17 protein-coding genes are annotated in these 14,309 nt (G+C 64.1%); 7 read left to right on the forward strand and 10 right to left on the reverse strand.

Going from position 1 to position 14,309, the window contains the following annotated elements; genetic code table 11:
- Positions 1–61: 61 nt before the first annotated feature.
- The 8 genes from rarD to cysS form a co-directional block, all read right to left on the reverse strand.
- Positions 62–991: an EamA family transporter RarD gene (rarD, locus tag RFM40_RS08970; RefSeq protein WP_320274831.1), complete on the reverse strand. Its 930-nt coding sequence runs from the start codon at positions 989–991 to the stop codon at positions 62–64.
- Positions 992–1,073: 82 nt separating this feature from the next.
- Entirely contained in the window at positions 1,074–2,690 is a 1,617-nt protein-coding gene (cimA, locus tag RFM40_RS08975; protein ID WP_320277418.1) for a citramalate synthase, read from the reverse strand.
- A 211-nt stretch (positions 2,691–2,901) separates the two neighbouring features.
- Positions 2,902–3,876: a prolyl aminopeptidase gene (gene pip, locus RFM40_RS08980; RefSeq protein ID WP_320228320.1), complete on the reverse strand. Its 975-nt coding sequence runs from the start codon at positions 3,874–3,876 to the stop codon at positions 2,902–2,904.
- Positions 3,873–4,349, reverse strand: a complete 477-nt coding sequence (locus RFM40_RS08985) for a GFA family protein (protein ID WP_128089003.1) — start codon at positions 4,347–4,349, stop codon at positions 3,873–3,875. The genes pip and RFM40_RS08985 overlap by 4 nt, the downstream gene beginning before the upstream one ends.
- On the reverse strand, positions 4,346–4,837 hold the full coding sequence (locus RFM40_RS08990; protein ID WP_320228319.1) for a GFA family protein: 492 nt from the start codon (positions 4,835–4,837) through the stop codon (positions 4,346–4,348). Before RFM40_RS08990 ends, RFM40_RS08985 begins: the two co-directional genes overlap by 4 nt.
- A gap of 20 nt (positions 4,838–4,857) precedes the next feature.
- Entirely contained in the window at positions 4,858–5,244 is a 387-nt protein-coding gene (locus RFM40_RS08995) for a VOC family protein (RefSeq protein ID WP_320228318.1), read from the reverse strand.
- Positions 5,241–5,642, reverse strand: a complete 402-nt coding sequence (locus tag RFM40_RS09000; protein WP_430691653.1) for an endonuclease domain-containing protein — start codon at positions 5,640–5,642, stop codon at positions 5,241–5,243. Before RFM40_RS09000 ends, RFM40_RS08995 begins: the two co-directional genes overlap by 4 nt.
- A gap of 205 nt (positions 5,643–5,847) precedes the next feature.
- Positions 5,848–7,299, reverse strand: coding sequence for a cysteine--tRNA ligase (gene cysS, locus RFM40_RS09005; protein WP_320274835.1), 1,452 nt, complete (start codon positions 7,297–7,299; stop codon positions 5,848–5,850).
- A 443-nt stretch (positions 7,300–7,742) separates the two neighbouring features.
- Here cysS and RFM40_RS09010 point away from each other — a divergent pair, with 443 nt between their 5' ends.
- Positions 7,743–7,898 (forward strand): hypothetical protein, encoded by a 156-nt coding sequence (locus RFM40_RS09010; RefSeq protein WP_320221338.1) that lies wholly within the window; start codon positions 7,743–7,745, stop codon positions 7,896–7,898.
- 113 nt (positions 7,899–8,011) lie between these two features.
- Here RFM40_RS09010 and RFM40_RS09015 read toward each other — a convergent pair whose 3' ends face one another.
- Positions 8,012–8,413, reverse strand: coding sequence for an SOS response-associated peptidase family protein (locus RFM40_RS09015; protein WP_320277420.1), 402 nt, complete (start codon positions 8,411–8,413; stop codon positions 8,012–8,014).
- A 109-nt stretch (positions 8,414–8,522) separates the two neighbouring features.
- On the opposite strand from RFM40_RS09015, the gene RFM40_RS09020 reads away from it, so the two are divergent.
- The 4 genes from RFM40_RS09020 (at position 8,523) to RFM40_RS09035 (ending at position 11,303) form a co-directional block, all read left to right on the forward strand.
- On the forward strand, positions 8,523–8,939 hold the full coding sequence (locus RFM40_RS09020) for an NUDIX hydrolase (RefSeq protein ID WP_320228314.1): 417 nt from the start codon (positions 8,523–8,525) through the stop codon (positions 8,937–8,939).
- A gap of 367 nt (positions 8,940–9,306) precedes the next feature.
- Positions 9,307–9,684 (forward strand): TIGR02301 family protein, encoded by a 378-nt coding sequence (locus RFM40_RS09025; RefSeq protein ID WP_320228313.1) that lies wholly within the window; start codon positions 9,307–9,309, stop codon positions 9,682–9,684.
- Between the two features lie 354 nt (positions 9,685–10,038).
- A complete protein-coding gene (locus tag RFM40_RS09030; RefSeq protein ID WP_040972051.1) occupies positions 10,039–10,296 on the forward strand; it encodes a hypothetical protein in 258 nt (85 codons plus the stop codon).
- 263 nt (positions 10,297–10,559) lie between these two features.
- On the forward strand, positions 10,560–11,303 hold the full coding sequence (locus RFM40_RS09035) for a hypothetical protein (protein WP_320228367.1): 744 nt from the start codon (positions 10,560–10,562) through the stop codon (positions 11,301–11,303).
- 55 nt (positions 11,304–11,358) lie between these two features.
- Here the strand turns inward: RFM40_RS09035 and RFM40_RS09040 are convergent, their stop codons facing one another.
- Positions 11,359–12,690, reverse strand: coding sequence for a dihydroorotase (locus RFM40_RS09040; RefSeq protein ID WP_320277421.1), 1,332 nt, complete (start codon positions 12,688–12,690; stop codon positions 11,359–11,361).
- A gap of 92 nt (positions 12,691–12,782) precedes the next feature.
- Between RFM40_RS09040 and ygfZ the strand changes: the two genes are divergently transcribed.
- Together ygfZ and RFM40_RS09050 are read left to right on the forward strand one after the other, a co-directional pair.
- The gene (ygfZ, locus tag RFM40_RS09045; RefSeq protein ID WP_320277422.1) at positions 12,783–13,658 is read left to right on the forward strand and encodes a CAF17-like 4Fe-4S cluster assembly/insertion protein YgfZ; all 876 of its coding nucleotides are present in this window, start codon (positions 12,783–12,785) and stop codon (positions 13,656–13,658) included.
- Positions 13,658–14,296, forward strand: a complete 639-nt coding sequence (locus RFM40_RS09050) for an HD family hydrolase (protein WP_320228310.1) — start codon at positions 13,658–13,660, stop codon at positions 14,294–14,296. The genes ygfZ and RFM40_RS09050 overlap by 1 nt, the downstream gene beginning before the upstream one ends.
- Positions 14,297–14,309: the final 13 nt, after the last annotated feature.

Consider the following 14,309-nt stretch of genomic DNA (forward strand, 5'->3'; position numbering starts at 1 on the left):
ATGTCGTTCTCCCAAAACCGCTGCGCACTTTTGGGCGACATGCATTAAAGGGCGAATGCCCTTACCTTGCCGCGGGGGCCGGCTGTCGGACCTCGCGACCCCTGAACATCGACCAGCTGTACATGGCCAGCGCCGTCCAGATCAGCGCGAAGGCGATGGCCTGGACGGTGCCGAAGGGCTCATCGAAGATCAGCACCGCGATCAGGAACACCATGGTCGGCGCGATATATTGCATGATGCCGATGGTGGAGAGCCGCAAAAGCCTGGCGCCGAAGGCAAAGAGCAGTAGCGGCACCGCGGTGATCGGGCCGCAGCCGATCAGCAGCGCGGTGTCGTTCGCGGTGCTCGAGATGAAATGATCCTGGCCGGTGGCGATCAGGTAGGCGATGTAGCAGAGCGCCGGCACCGAGAGCAGCAGCACTTCGAGCAGAAAACCCTGGCTCGGGCCGATCGGCAGCGTCTTGCGGAAGAAGCCGTATGCGGCGAAGGAGAAGGCGAGCGCCAGCGACACCCAGGGCAACTTGCCGGCTTCGACCGTGAGCACGGCGACCGCGATCGCGGCCAGCACCACCGCGGCGATCTGCAGGCGGTCGAGCCGCTCGCCGAGCAGCACGGCGCCGACGACGACGCTGACCAGCGGGTTGATGTAGTAGCCGAGCGCGGTCTCGACAGTGCGGTCGACCGCGATCGCCCAGACATAGATGCCCCAGTTGATCGAAATCAGCACCGCCGTCAGCGCCGCCATGGCGATGCTGCGGGGCGAGCGGATCGCTGCCTTGAAATCGGCGGTGCGGCCGGCCCAGACCAGCACGCACGCGGCGATCGGCACCGACCAGACCACGCGATTGGCGATCACCTCGGCGAGCGGCAGATGCGCCACCGCCTTCATGTAGAAGGGTAAGAGCCCCCACAGGAAATAGGCGCCAAGCGCCAGCAGGAAGCCGCGGCGGGCCCTGGCGTCTTGATCGAGATCAGCTGTTGTGGTGACCATGGCCCAACGCTATGGCCCAGCCAGCCGTCCAAGACCATCGCAAAATTGTGATGGATCAAAGGACTTTTGGTGATGGTTCAACCTACTCCGCCGCCACCAGCCCCGCCATCTCGCGGTTCTTCATCAGCTTGTAGACGATCGAATCCATCAGCGCCTGGAAGGAGGCGTCGATGATGTTCTCCGACACGCCGACGGTCCACCAGCGGGCGCCGGTGGAATCGTGCGATTCGATCAGAACGCGGGTGATGGCCTCGGTACCGCCATTGAGGATACGCACCTTGAAGTCGGCAAGTTCGAGGTCGACGATCTCGCTCTGGTATTTGCCGAGGTCCTTGCGCAGCGCGATGTCGAGCGCATTGACCGGGCCGTGGCCCTCGGCCACCGACATCTTCTCCTCGCCGTCGACCTCGACCTTCACGATCGCCTCGGAGACGGTCTTCAGATTGCCGTTGGCGTCGAAGCGGCGCTCGACCATGCAGCGGAACGAGGTGACGTTGAAGAACTCCGGGAGGCCGTGCAGCATCTTGCGGGCGAGCAATTCGAAGGAGGCATCGGCGCCCTCGTAGGCGTAGCCCTCGGCCTCGCGCTCCTTGACGACCGCGATAAGCGCATCGAGCCGGTGATCGTCCTTCGGCACATCGATGCCGCGCCGCTGCAGCTCGGCGAGGAAATTGGCTTTGCCGCCCTGGTCGGAGACCATGACGCGGCGGCGGTTGCCGACGGCTTGCGGCTCTACATGCTCGTAGGTCGCCGGCTCCTTGGCGAGCGCCGAGGCGTGGATGCCGGCCTTTGTGGCAAACGCCGAGGAGCCGACATAGGGCGCCTGCGCCTCCGGCGCGCGGTTCAAGAGTTCGTCGAAAGCGCGGGACAGGCGCGAAATACCGGTCAGCGCCTCGGCCGAAATGCCGGTCTCGAAGCGGTCGGCGAAGGCCGGCTTCAGCGCCAGCGTCGGCACAATGGAGATCAAATTGGCATTGCCGCAGCGCTCGCCGATGCCGTTCAGCGTGCCCTGGATCTGGCGCACGCCGGCCTCGACGGCGGCAAGGGAATTCGCCACCGCCTGGCCGGTGTCGTCATGGGCATGGATGCCGAGATGGTCGCCCGGGATGCCGCCGGCGATCACTTTCTCGACGATGGCCCGCACTTCCGAAGGTTGCGTGCCGCCATTGGTGTCGCATAGCACCACCCAGCGCGCGCCGGCATCATAGGCGGTCCTGGCGCAGGCCAGCGCGTATTCCGGATTGGCCTTGAAGCCGTCGAAGAAATGCTCGCAGTCGACCATCGCTTCCTTGCCAGCGGCGACCGCCATCTCGACCGAGACTTTTATCGACTCCAGGTTCTCCTCGTTGGTGCAGCCGAGCGCGACGCGCACGTGATAGTCCCAGCTCTTGGCGACGAAGCAGATGGCATCCGACTTCGACTGGACTAGCGCTGCCAGCCCCGGATCGTTCGAGGCCGAGACCCCTGCCCGCTTGGTCATGCCGAAGGCGACGAATTTCGCGCTTTCCGTCCGCTTCTGCTGGAAGAAGGCGGTGTCGGTCGGATTGGCCCCGGGATAGCCGCCCTCGACATAGTCGATGCCGAAATCGTCGAGCAGCTTGGCGATCGCGATCTTGTCCTCGACGGAAAAGTCGATGCCCGGCGTCTGCTGGCCATCGCGAAGGGTGGTGTCGAACAGATAGAGGCGTTGCTTTGTCATGGCTATTGCTCGAAAGGCCGCGATCCTTCGCGCCCCCCTCTGTCCTGCCGGACGTCTCCCGCACTTGGGGGGAGATCAGCCGTCATTTCTGCTTTCGCCAATCTCCAGCGTTGCAGGAGGAGCGGCAGAGCCGAAGCTGCCAATCTCCCCCCTTGTGGGGGAGATGTCCGGCAGGACAGAGGGGGGCGCCGTAGAGCGCTAACCTGCATCATTATTTCCCCGATTTCCCCGCGAACTCATCCGTCGCCCGGATCAGCCGGTCTAGAATCCCAGGCTCCGAATAAGCATGGCCGGCGCCTTCGATGAGGTGGAAATCCGCCTTCGGCCAGGCCTTGTGCAGCGCCCAGGCATAGCGCGCTGGGCACGGCATGTCGTAGCGGCCGTGGACGATGGTGCCGGGGATGTCCTTCAGCTTCCATGCGTCGCGCAGCAGCTGTCCCTCCTCCAGCCAGCCGGCGTGGACGAAGTAATGGTTCTCGATGCGGGCGAAGGCCACCGCATAGTCGTCCTGGCCGAACGGCGTGCTGGTCTCAGGCTCCGGCAGGAGCGTGATCGTCTCGCCTTCCCAGAGGCTCCAGGCAAGGGCCGCCTCGACCTGTGCCTTGCGGTCGGAGCCGACCAGCCGCTTGCGGTAGGCGGCCATCATGTCGCCGCGCTCCGCCTCCGGGATCGGCGCCAGGAAGCGCTCCCACTTGTCCGGGAACATCTCCGAGACGCCGAACTGGTAGTACCATTCGAGCTCAGCGCGGGTGAGCGTGTAGATGCCGCGCACGACGAGCTCGCTGACGCGCTCGGGATGCGTCTCGGAATAGGCGAGCGCCAGCGTCGAGCCCCAGGAGCCGCCGAACACCAGCCATTTGTCGAAGCCCGTCATCGCGCGCAGCCGTTCGATATCGGCGACGAGGTGCCAGGTGGTGTTGGCTTCGAGCGAAGCGTTGGGCGTCGATTTCCCGCAGCCGCGCTGATCGAACAGGATGACGTCGTACAGTTTCGCGTCGAACAGCCGCCGGTGTTTCGGCGAGATTGTGCCGCCCGGGCCGCCATGCAGGAACACGGCGGGCTTGGCGCCCTTGGTGCCGCAGCGCTCCCAATAAACGGTATGGCCGTCGCCGACATCGAGCATGCCGCTCTCGAACGGCTCGATCTCTGGATAGAGCGTACGCAAGGACCTGCTGTGGATCGTCATAGTTTCAAGCCCTGCTGCGGCCAGTTGGCCGTCTCGTGGTCGGGATGCTGGAAGGAGATGATCTGCTCCTGCCGTCGGTAGTAGTCGGGGTCGTCATGGACCGGCGCTTCGAAGATCTTTTCGACCCAGGGCAGCCGGACCGCGTAATTGACCTGGATCTGCGGCGCCAGATCCGACCGGTCGTCGAAGGCGCCGATGGCAATCTCCAGCGCGCCCGGCTGGCGGTAGGTCAGCGGCGTGCCGCAGCGTCGGCAGAAGCCGCGATCGATGTTGACCGAGGACTGGAAATAGCTTGGCTCCTCATGGGTCCATTCGACGCCGTCCTTCGGCACCGTCACCAGCGCGCCGAAGAAATTGCCGAACTGTTTCTGGCACATGCGGCAATGGCAGATGGACGGGCGTCCGAGCTTGCCCTTGATGCGGAAGCGCACGGCGCCGCACTGGCAGCCGCCTGTTCGAACCTGGTCGGTCATGGTTTTTCCTCCGGCGGCCATTGGTCGGTGTCGTGATCGGGATGCTGATAGGAGACGAGCTCGGCGAGGTAAGGCGCCGAGCCGATATCCGCCATCGTGTCTTCGCCCGGCAATTTCGGGATGCTGTCGACGTAGGGGAGCTTGGCCTCGGTTCCCCACTGGATGGTCGGTGCTATGCCGGCCGGGTCGTCAAAGGTCGCGATCGCCAGGGCGATGCCATCCGGCGCCTCGAAGGTCAGCGGCGTGCCGCATTCGGCGCAGAAGCCGCGCCATGCGGCGCTGGACGAGCGGAAGCGCTTCGGCTCGCCGCGCGTCCAGTCGAGCCTGGCGCCGCGCACCGAGACCAGCGGCAGATAGAAATTGCCGCTCGCCTTCTGGCACATGCGGCAGTGACAGACCGAGGCGTCGCCGAGCGTGCCCTCGACGCGGAAGCGCACCGCGCCGCATTGGCAGCCACCCGTGTAGACCGGCCGGTTGTCGAGGCTCATGACTTACTCCGATTCATGGCTCACTCCGGATCATGGCAGACCGCCTCGACATTGTTGCCGTCGGGATCGAAGACGAAGGCGCCATAGTAGTTGGGGTGATAATGCGGGCGCAGACCCGGCCCGCCATTGTCCCTACCGCCGGCGGCAAGGGCGGCGGCATGGAAGGCGTCGACCTCGGCGCGGCTGCGCGCGGTGAAGGCGACATGCTGGCGGTCCTTCGGCTTCTCCCTGCCGGCGCTCACCCAGAACACCGGCCGGTCGCGGCCATAGCCGCCGACCTTGGCGCCGCCTGTATATTGCTCGGGCACCATGTAGAGCAGCGAAGCGCCGAGCGGCGCCATCGCCTTGTCGTAGAAGGCCTTGGATTTTTCGAAATCGGAAACGCTGATGCCGAGATGGTCGATCATGGAACTGCCTCCCTTGCTGGTTCCGGCACGTCGGCGCCGGCCAGGCCGGCCGCAATCACGATGTGCTGGCAGACATTGTCGATATCGCGGATCACGTCGTCGTTCCAGAAGCACAGGATGGTCCAGCCGAGAGCTTCGAGCTTCGCGGTTCGCTCGGCGTCGGAAGCCGAAACTTCGGCATGAGCGTGCTGAGAGCCATCGATCTCGACGATCAGCTTTTTGTCAGGACATGCAAAGTCAACGATGTAGCCTGCGATAGGCATTTGTCGCCGAAAGGAAAGGCCCATTAGCCTATGCGCCCGGACTTCGTTCCAAAGCTTCAATTCGGCATCTGTCATTGCCTTGCGCATCTTGCGCGCATTGCCGCGATTGTTGGTGGACACTGGATAATGCGTCATCGCGAGGCGCCCCCCTCTGTCCTGCCGGACATCTCCCCCTCTAGGGGGGAGATCGGCAGTTTCGCCGATGGCGCCCCATCTTCAACGTCGGCGATTAGCGAAAGTCGAAGTGACGTCCGATCTCCCCCCTCGAGGGGGAGATGTCCGGCAGGACAGAGGGGGGCGCCTCGCGCCATCCTCTCCAATTTTACTTCGGGAGCCACCCTCACCGCTTGATCTCCCACGTCGTCACGCGTTCGCCTGTGACCGGATCCTTGCCGTCCTTGAGCTGGACGCCTTGCGCCAGGAGCTCCTCGCGGATGCGGTCGGCCTCGGCCCAGTTCTTGGCCGCGATCAGCGCCAGGCGCTTGGCTATCGCCTTGGCGATCGCTTCCTCATCCACCTTGGCTGCGCCGACGTCGAAGCCGAGGAAGGCGAGCGCGGCCTTAAGCGAAGCGGCGGGAACATTCTCACCACTGCCGCTCAATTCGATGGCCTCGCCGGCAAGCTGCGTCAGCCCCTGGAAGGCGGCGTAGGTTGCGAGGTCGTCGGACAAAGCCTCCATCACGTCTGCCGGCAGCTCCTCCGCCGCCGCGGGCGCCAAGTCCGCCGCACGCTTCCATTTGCGCAGCGTGTTCTCCGCCTCTTCCAGCTTGCGCACGGAAAAGTCGATCGGCTCGCGGTAATGCGTCATCAGCATCGCCAGCCGCAGCACCTCGCCCGGCCATGTGCGGCCGCCGAAAGTCTCTGTCTCCAAGAGCTCGTGGATCGAATAGAAGTTGCCGACGCTCTTCGACATCTTCTGGCCCTCGACCTGCAGGAAGCCGTTGTGCATCCACACATTGGCCATCACCTTCGTGCCGTGGGCGCAGCGCGACTGGGCGATCTCGTTCTCGTGGTGCGGGAAGATCAGGTCGAGGCCGCCGCCATGGATGTCGAAGACCTCGCCGAGATAGGCGGCCGACATGGCCGAGCATTCGATATGCCAGCCCGGCCGGCCCCTGCCCCACGGGCTTTCCCAGCCGGGCTCTTCCGGCGTAGACAATTTCCACAGCACGAAATCGCCGGGGTTCTTCTTGTGCGCGTCGACGGCGATGCGGGCACCCGCCTGCTGCTCGTCGAGATTGCGCTTCGACAGCTCGCCATAGTCCGGCATCGAGGCGGTGTCGAACAGCACCTCGCCACCGGCGACATAGGCATGGCCGCGCTCGATCAATTGCCCGATCAGCGACAGCATGTCGGCCTTGCCGTCCGCGCGGGGTGCGACGAACTCCGTGGCGCGCGGCTCGAAGGTCGGCTCCAGGCAGCCGAGCGCCGCGACATCCTTGTGGTACTGGTCGGCGGTCTTTTCTGTGACCTTACGGATGGCGTCGTTCAGCGACAACTTCCCCGCCGCAATCTCGGCGCCGAAATCGCGAAGCGCCCTGGCGTTAATCTTGTCGTCGACGTCCGTGATATTGCGCACGTACGTGATGTGGTTTTCGCCGTAGAGTTGGCGCAAAAGACGGAACAGCACGTCGAAGACGATCGCCGGCCTGGCATTGCCGATATGGGCAAAGTCGTAGACGGTCGGGCCGCAGACATACATGCGCACATTTTTCGGATCGATCGGAACGAAAGGCTCCTTCGCCCGCGTTAGCGTGTTGTAGAGGCTGAGGCCCTTCGATGCGTCAGACATGCGGTCCCGGTCCTTTGGTTCTTTGTTTGAGCATGACCTTATCCGAAAACCGGCTTCCACTTTTCGGGGTCATGCTCGGGCTGGAACCAGGCCTGCGCCAAGGCGCAAATCGGGCTCCAGCCTGCTGGCCGGGGCGTTTGTCCAATCTAGGGAAAGATGAGGCGAAAACGTCCGGACCAGCGCGAGGCTAGTCAATAATGCAAATGCCACAAATGGCGAAAGACGTTTTCATGGGCGGCTTTATCGCGCCCGTAGGTGTTGCCGTCAAGTCGCTCCGTTCGGGAAAGATGTCGTTGGATCACAGGTAAAGACCGGCCGAAACATTTTATTAAACATGTCGGCACAGTGATGAAACATTCGCCGGCTAGACCGCGAAGGTGTCACGATTTGGTCCGAATCGACCATCAAACGCAGACACGGGAATGTTACCAGGGAAGAGAACAATGCCTCGAAGCAAGCAGGAACAAAGCCGACCGCCGCAACAGCCGCTCGCCAAGCACTACCGCGCGATCGGCCCGGCGGCCATCGTCGCAGCCCTTCTTCACACTGCTAAGAAGAAGAAGCCGGCGCAGAAGATCGTTTCGCCGCGCGCCGCCTGAAAAGGCACGACCGGCGCGGTCTCCCATGACGGGGGCGCCGGCGATGAGGGCGATGCAAATGCGCGCCCTGGAGATGAAGGCCTCCGCTAGCCGCCTTCGTTAGCTAGCCTTCGTCAAAATAGGGTCATCTGATTTTCGTCCGCGCCAGGCTTCTGGCGCCTGACCTTTTCGGGCTGCGGCCCGACGATGCCCCGCTCCTGAATCTCCGGCCCGGTGTTGGCGACCTTGTTGACAAGGTCGGAAACCGGAATCGCCTCGAAGAAATCGGCTTCGACCGGGCGCAAGAGATCGAGCACGTCGCGCGGCTCCTGGGTGCGGCAATCCAGCCAGCGGGCGAAGTCGCGCTCCTCGATCACCGCCGGCATGCGGTCGTGGATAGGCGGGCCGGCGAGCGCCATCAGCACGGGCTGCGTCGGGGCGATGTTGTAGCGGGCCGGAAACTCCTCAAGCTCCGCCAGGCCGAGATGGGCGGCGGTCTGGTCCGGCGTGGCGGTCAAGGCAAAACGTCCGCACATGAACTCGGCTCGTCGATTTGATTTCTCGTGAACGTGGCGATGGAACAGCCACGCCGCAACCGCTAAAGCTGGATCCGGCCAATCGGTCCACAACAGGCTGCAGAAACGCATGGAACCAAGCAAGATAATCCCCGCCGTCTCCGTCGCCGTCGTGCGCGGCATGACGGTGCTGCTGGTCAAGCGCGCGCGGCCGCCCTCGCAGGGGCTCTACGCCTATCCCGGCGGCAAGGTGGAGCCTGGCGAGACGCTGGCGCAGGCCGCCGCGCGCGAGCTCAAAGAGGAAACCGGGCTCGAGGCCGGGGATTACCAGCCGCTGCGCGACATCCATATCGACGGCCGTGCAGAGAACCATGCCGTCGACTATCTGCTGACGGTGTTCGGCGCGGCCTATGTTGGCGGCGAGCCGGTGGCCAGCGACGATGCGGAGACGGCCGCCTTCTACACGCTGGCGGAAATGGCGGAGATGCCGCTGGCGGACGAGGTGCTTGAGGTCGCAGGAGAGTTGCTTGGCGATTCGCATAAGTAGCTTCGAACAGCGCGACGCTATGACTTCCAGGCGTCTGCGCTGCCCCTCACCTGCCTGCCCGTCCTCCGCAGCAGCTGCGCTGCAGCTGCGGAGGGTGGACCGGCATCCTCTCCCCTATAGTGACGGGGAAAGGGGCGCTCTCTTCGCTGATTTCGCCAATCGCTGGCGTTGCAAGAAGGGAGCCAGCGCTGCGGCCAGCCCTTTCTCCCCGTCACTATACGGGGAGAAATGCCCAGCAGGGCAATGAGGGGGGCGCGAACCTCGGCAGTTTGGCTGCCAATGAGGGCAGCGCATTCGTTCGACGGCCAATGCCAATAGTCTTCCAAAATCGGCTTGCGAGCGACGAGTTGTTTGGTCACATAGGCCTATGAACCGCGCCTCACCCCTCCTCGCCGCGTGCCTCGCCGTCAGTATGGCCCTCACGGCGCGGCCGGCGCCGGCCGCCGAGGCGCCGTTCGAGCCTGGGCTGATGCGACTCGCCGAGGTGCTGGGATCGCTGCATTTCCTGCGCAACCTCTGCGGAGAGAAGGGCGACCAATGGCGGGTCGAGATGGAAAAGCTGCTCGAGTCTGAGAACCCCGATCCCGACCGGCGCGCCCGCTTCATCGCCTCCTTCAACCGCGGCTACCGCTCCTTCAGCGGCACCTACACACAATGCACGCCTTCGGCCGCCGAGGCCATTGCCCGCTACATGACGGAGGGTGAAACCCTGTCGCGCGACATCGCTTCCCGATACGGGAATTGAGGGACAAGTCGGTCGCGACTACCGGTTTATGCACACTTTCCACAATAGTCGGCCCCAATGTGACGTGGCTTATTGTGTCAGGCCGCGCCTTGGTGCAATCATGTGTGGCACTTGTGCAACTATGTTAATGAAACGTTAGCGCGCAATTGCGGAATTAACTCAAACTGAAGGTTTTGATGCCGCAAGCCGGCCTAATCGGCTAAGGTCGGACTGGATTGAGCGCAGCCTTGCTCGAAATGTAGATTGCGACCGTAAAAATGTCGTATTTACAAATACTTATCCGAGGTTGCGGATGAACTGGCAGGTCAAGCCGGTCCCTTGCCGGACCGTCGCTTGAAAAAGGTGGACATCGCAATGGAACATGGTGTCAGCGACATCGACGCGTTGGTCAGGGAAGAAAAGCGCCTGACTGCCGTGGAAAGCCACAGCGAGGCATGGGCTGAAGGCTTGTCGGCCGGCATCGAGCCCGAAATCATTGCCGAAGCGGCGCTCGAAACCGCGTTTGGCGAGATGCTGCGCGCCAATGGCGAGACGTCCGCGCTGGCCCTCCTCGACCGCATGCGCGAAAAGGTGATCTCCGGCGCCTTCGAGCCGGAGCGGCTCAAGCACTAGCCCGCCCGTTACTTGCGGCTTTTGACGGCAACGCGCCGTTTGGGCATCATACCAAGGTGCCTTAACAGCTCAAAGCGCTGTCCGGAACCAGAGCAATTCAGCGTTTGGTAGAATCGCCGAATTGCTCTAGCCATTGCTTACGCAATTGCGAACGGAAAACCGTTGCACACTTTTCCTGGAATTGCTCTTGCGAGCCCGGAAACCATGGAGAGGCAAGGGTGAGATTTTCATTGGCAGGCTGGTCGCGCGCCTGGACCATCGGCATGTGGATCGCCGCGTCCTGCCTGGCGTTTCCGCTATGCCTCGCCAGCACGCCTTCCTATGCGCTGAGTGAGATCCAACGCCAGGATTTGCCCTCGCCGGTCACGCCGCCTGCCAACAATGACAACACCGCGCCGGGGACCACCCTGCCGATGCCGGACCCGCCCGGCACCAAACCCTCCGACAACGGTCAGCCGGCCGACACGGACAAGAGCGAACCTGAAACGCCTTCCGGCAGCGGCGGCGTCACCAGCCCGCGCGCCGATCCGGACGCGCCGCCTCCCGCTGTCGTCTACGACCTCGACAAGCTTCCCGAACCGGTCAAGCGCATGCACGGCCTGATCATCGATGCCTGCAAGACCGGCGACATCGAAAAACTTCGGTCGCTGATCGGCTCAGGCGATTCCATGACGCAGCTGTCGCTCGGCGACATCGACGGCGATCCGATCACCTTCCTCAAGGGGCTGTCCGGCGACGGCGACGGCCAGGAAATCCTCGCCATTCTGGAAGAGGTGCTCAGCGCCGGCTATGTCCATGTCGACACCGGCACGCCGCAGGAACTCTATGTCTGGCCGTATTTCTTCGCGCTGCCGCTCGACAAGCTCGACCCCAGGCAGCGCGTCGAGCTGTTCAAGCTCGTCACGGCGAGCGACTACGACGACATGAAGCAGTTCGGCGCCTACATCTTCTACCGCGTCGGCATCACGCCCACCGGCCAGTGGCTGTTCTTCGTCGCCGGGGATTGAAGGGCGCCGTTGGCTCGCTGAAGTGCGGCAGAGCGCTTAAGAAATCCAACGTGGCCTAAACCACCAGTGCCTCGGAAAACTCCACCGCCCTGCCCTGGCCGGGTGCGACGATCTCGCCTTCCCACATCACCCTGTTGCCGCGCACGATCGTGCCCACCGGCCAGCCGGTGACTTGCCTGCCGTCATAGGGCGTCCAACCCGCCTTGGAGCCCGCTTGCGCGTTGGTGATGGTCTCGCGGCGCTTCAGGTCGACGATGGTGAAGTCCGCGTCGTAGCCGGCGGCGATGCGGCCCTTCCGCGCCATGCCGAAGATGCGCTGTGGGCCGTGGCTGGAGAGATCGACGAAACGCTGCAGGGTGAGCCGGCCGGCGTTGACATGGTCGAGCATGATCGGCACCAGCGTCTGCACGCCGGTCATGCCGGACGGCGAGGCCGGATAAGACTTTGCCTTCTCGGCCAGCGTGTGCGGCGCATGGTCGGAGCCGAGCACGTCGACGATGCCTTGCGAAATGCCGTGCCAGACGCCGTCGCGGTGGCGCGCTGCCCGCACCGGCGGGTTCATCTGGATCAGCGTGCCCAGCCTCGCATAGTCGTCGGCGGTGAGCGTCAGATGATGCGGCGTCGCCTCGCAGGTGGCGAAATCCTTGTGCTGTTCGAGGAAGACGATCTCCTCGGCTGTCGAGATGTGCAGCACATGAATGCGCGCGCGTGTCTGTCTTGCAATACGCACCAGGCGCTCCGTGCAGCGCAGCGCCGCGATCTCGTCGCGCCAGACGGGATGGGACGAGGGATCGCCTTCGATACGCTCGCCCAGCCGCTCGCGCAGGCGGAACTCGTCCTCCGAATGGAAAGCGGCGCGACGGCGCGTATTCCTCAGGATCGAGGCGACGCCTTCGTCGTCCTCGACCAAGAGGTCGCCGGTCGACGAGCCCATGAACACCTTGATGCCGGCGGCGCCCGGCAGCCGTTCCAGCTCGCCGACGTCGCCGGCGTTGTCGCGCGTGCCGCCGACCCAGAAGGCGAAATCGCAATGCATGCGACCGGTGGCGCGCCGCACTTTGTCGGCAAGGGCCGCCTCAGTTGTCGTCAGCGGGTTGGTGTTGGGCATCTCGAAGACGGCAGTGACGCCGCCCAGCACCGCGGCGCGGGAGCCGGTCTCCAGGTCTTCCTTGTGCTCCAGCCCCGGCTCGCGGAAATGCACCTGGCTGTCGACGACGCCGGGCAGGATATGCAGGCCCCGGCAGTCGATCGTTTCACCGGCGGAGGCTTGGCCTAAATCGCCGATCGCGGCAATGCGCCCTGCCCGCACGCCGACATCGCGCCGGCCCTCGCCGTCATGGTTCACTACCGTACCGCCTGTCAGGATGAGGTCGAAGGTGGTTGCCATGGCAGGTCCAATCTCTTGCGGGGCCAATCTCTTGCGGGGGGAGTGTGGCCGGCTTACGTAATGACCATCATTTTTGCAAGATCAGGCCGCTCATGCCCTTTGCCCTGCTGAAAGACCGTGCGCTCATTTCCGTATCGGGCCCGGATGCCGAGCATTTTTTGCAAAACATCCTCACCACCGATCTCGACACGCTCAGTCCCGGCGAAGCGAAGCCTGGCGCGCTGCTTGCGCCGCAAGGCAAGATCCTGTTCGACTTCCTGATCTCGCGCGCCGGCGAAAACGGCTTACGGCTGGAATGCCGGGCCGACATAGCGGACGATTTCGTGCGCCGGCTGATGCTTTACCGGCTAAGGGCCAAGGCCGAGATTGCCAAGCAGGATCAGCTGTTTGTCACGGTTGCGTGGGGCGATGATTCAACCGCCTCACATTTCGATTCAATTGGGGCTGATTCAACGACGCTTACCGACGCCCGTTTCCGCGATGTGGCGGTCAGGCGTGTCTACAGCGGCGCGGCGGGCGATGGCGACGCCGAGGCATGGCACGCGCTCCGCATCGCCAACGGCATCGCCGAAAGCGGTTCGGACTACCAGCTCGGCGACGCCTTCCCGCACAACGTGCTGCTGGATGAAACCGGCGGCGTCGGCTTCAAGAAAGGTTGCTATGTCGGCCAGGAGGTGGTCTCGCGCATGCAGCATCGCGGCACCGCCAGGCGTCGTGTGCTGATCGCCGTCGCCGCCGGGTCGCTGCCCCCGGCCGGCACGGAGGTGACTGTCAATGGCCGGCCGGTCGGCACCCTGGGTTCGGTGAGCGGCGGACGCGGCCTCGCCATCGCTCGCATCGATCGCGTCAAGGCGGCGCTGGATGCCTGCGATGCGATCATGGCCGGCGAGACAGCAATCGTCCTTGCCATCCCAGCATGGGCAAAATTCACCTTTCCGCAGGACGCAGTCAGCGCGGAGGAGGCCTGATGGCGGCCGACCGCGCCGGGGCGCCGCCGCGCGCCTGGCAACGCATGCTGTCGGGCCGGCGGCTCGACCTGCTCGACCCTTCGCCGCTCGACATTGAGATTGCCGATATCGCGCACGGTCTCGCCCGCGTCGCCCGCTGGAACGGCCAGACCAGCGGCGAGCATGCCTTTTCGGTGGCGCAGCATTCGCTGCTGGTCGAGGCGCTGTATGGCGAGCTGGTGCCGGCGGCTTCGGCCGAGGCACGGCTCGCCGCGCTGCTGCACGATGCGCCCGAATATGTCATCGGCGACATGATCTCGCCATTCAAGTCGGTGATGGGCGGCTCCTACAAGGATTGCGAGCTGCGCTTGCAGCGCGCCATCCATCTGCGCTTCTCGCTGCCGGCCGAGCTCGGCGCCGCCTTGCGCAAGGACATCAAGCGCGCCGACCAGATCGCCGCCTATTACGAGGCCACAATGCTTGCCGGTTTCTCGACGGCGGAAGCGACCGAGTATTTCGGCCGCCCGCGCGGCTTTTCCGCCGACCGCTTCGACTTCACGCCGCGCTCGGTGACCTGGGCGCAGGCGGCATTTCTGAAGCGTTTCGCGGCGCTTGAGTCCAGACGGCAGGCTTTTCTTGCCGCCAATTCAACGGTGTGAAAGAACGCTAAAT

Source organism: Mesorhizobium captivum, assembly GCF_033977165.1.
Classification (GTDB): domain Bacteria; phylum Pseudomonadota; class Alphaproteobacteria; order Rhizobiales; family Rhizobiaceae; genus Mesorhizobium; species Mesorhizobium captivum.

Bases quoted from the DNA above. Each gene is read 5' to 3' on its own strand.
- rarD (WP_320274831.1), bottom strand. From the start codon at position 991: ATGGTCACCACAACAGCTGATCTCGATCAAGACGCCAGGGCCCGCCGC.
- cimA (WP_320277418.1), bottom strand. From the start codon at position 2,690: ATGACAAAGCAACGCCTCTATCTGTTCGACACCACCCTTCGCGATGGC.
- pip (WP_320228320.1), bottom strand. From the start codon at position 3,876: ATGACGATCCACAGCAGGTCCTTGCGTACGCTCTATCCAGAGATCGAG.
- RFM40_RS08985 (WP_128089003.1), bottom strand. From the start codon at position 4,349: ATGACCGACCAGGTTCGAACAGGCGGCTGCCAGTGCGGCGCCGTGCGC.
- RFM40_RS08990 (WP_320228319.1), bottom strand. From the start codon at position 4,837: ATGAGCCTCGACAACCGGCCGGTCTACACGGGTGGCTGCCAATGCGGC.
- RFM40_RS08995 (WP_320228318.1), bottom strand. From the start codon at position 5,244: ATGATCGACCATCTCGGCATCAGCGTTTCCGATTTCGAAAAATCCAAG.
- RFM40_RS09000 (WP_430691653.1), bottom strand. From the start codon at position 5,642: ATGACGCATTATCCAGTGTCCACCAACAATCGCGGCAATGCGCGCAAG.
- cysS (WP_320274835.1), bottom strand. From the start codon at position 7,299: ATGTCTGACGCATCGAAGGGCCTCAGCCTCTACAACACGCTAACGCGG.
- RFM40_RS09010 (WP_320221338.1), top strand. From the start codon at position 7,743: ATGCCTCGAAGCAAGCAGGAACAAAGCCGACCGCCGCAACAGCCGCTC.
- RFM40_RS09015 (WP_320277420.1), bottom strand. From the start codon at position 8,413: ATGTGCGGACGTTTTGCCTTGACCGCCACGCCGGACCAGACCGCCGCC.
- RFM40_RS09020 (WP_320228314.1), top strand. From the start codon at position 8,523: ATGGAACCAAGCAAGATAATCCCCGCCGTCTCCGTCGCCGTCGTGCGC.
- RFM40_RS09025 (WP_320228313.1), top strand. From the start codon at position 9,307: ATGAACCGCGCCTCACCCCTCCTCGCCGCGTGCCTCGCCGTCAGTATG.
- RFM40_RS09030 (WP_040972051.1), top strand. From the start codon at position 10,039: ATGGAACATGGTGTCAGCGACATCGACGCGTTGGTCAGGGAAGAAAAG.
- RFM40_RS09035 (WP_320228367.1), top strand. From the start codon at position 10,560: ATGTGGATCGCCGCGTCCTGCCTGGCGTTTCCGCTATGCCTCGCCAGC.
- RFM40_RS09040 (WP_320277421.1), bottom strand. From the start codon at position 12,690: ATGGCAACCACCTTCGACCTCATCCTGACAGGCGGTACGGTAGTGAAC.
- ygfZ (WP_320277422.1), top strand. From the start codon at position 12,783: ATGCCCTTTGCCCTGCTGAAAGACCGTGCGCTCATTTCCGTATCGGGC.
- RFM40_RS09050 (WP_320228310.1), top strand. From the start codon at position 13,658: ATGGCGGCCGACCGCGCCGGGGCGCCGCCGCGCGCCTGGCAACGCATG.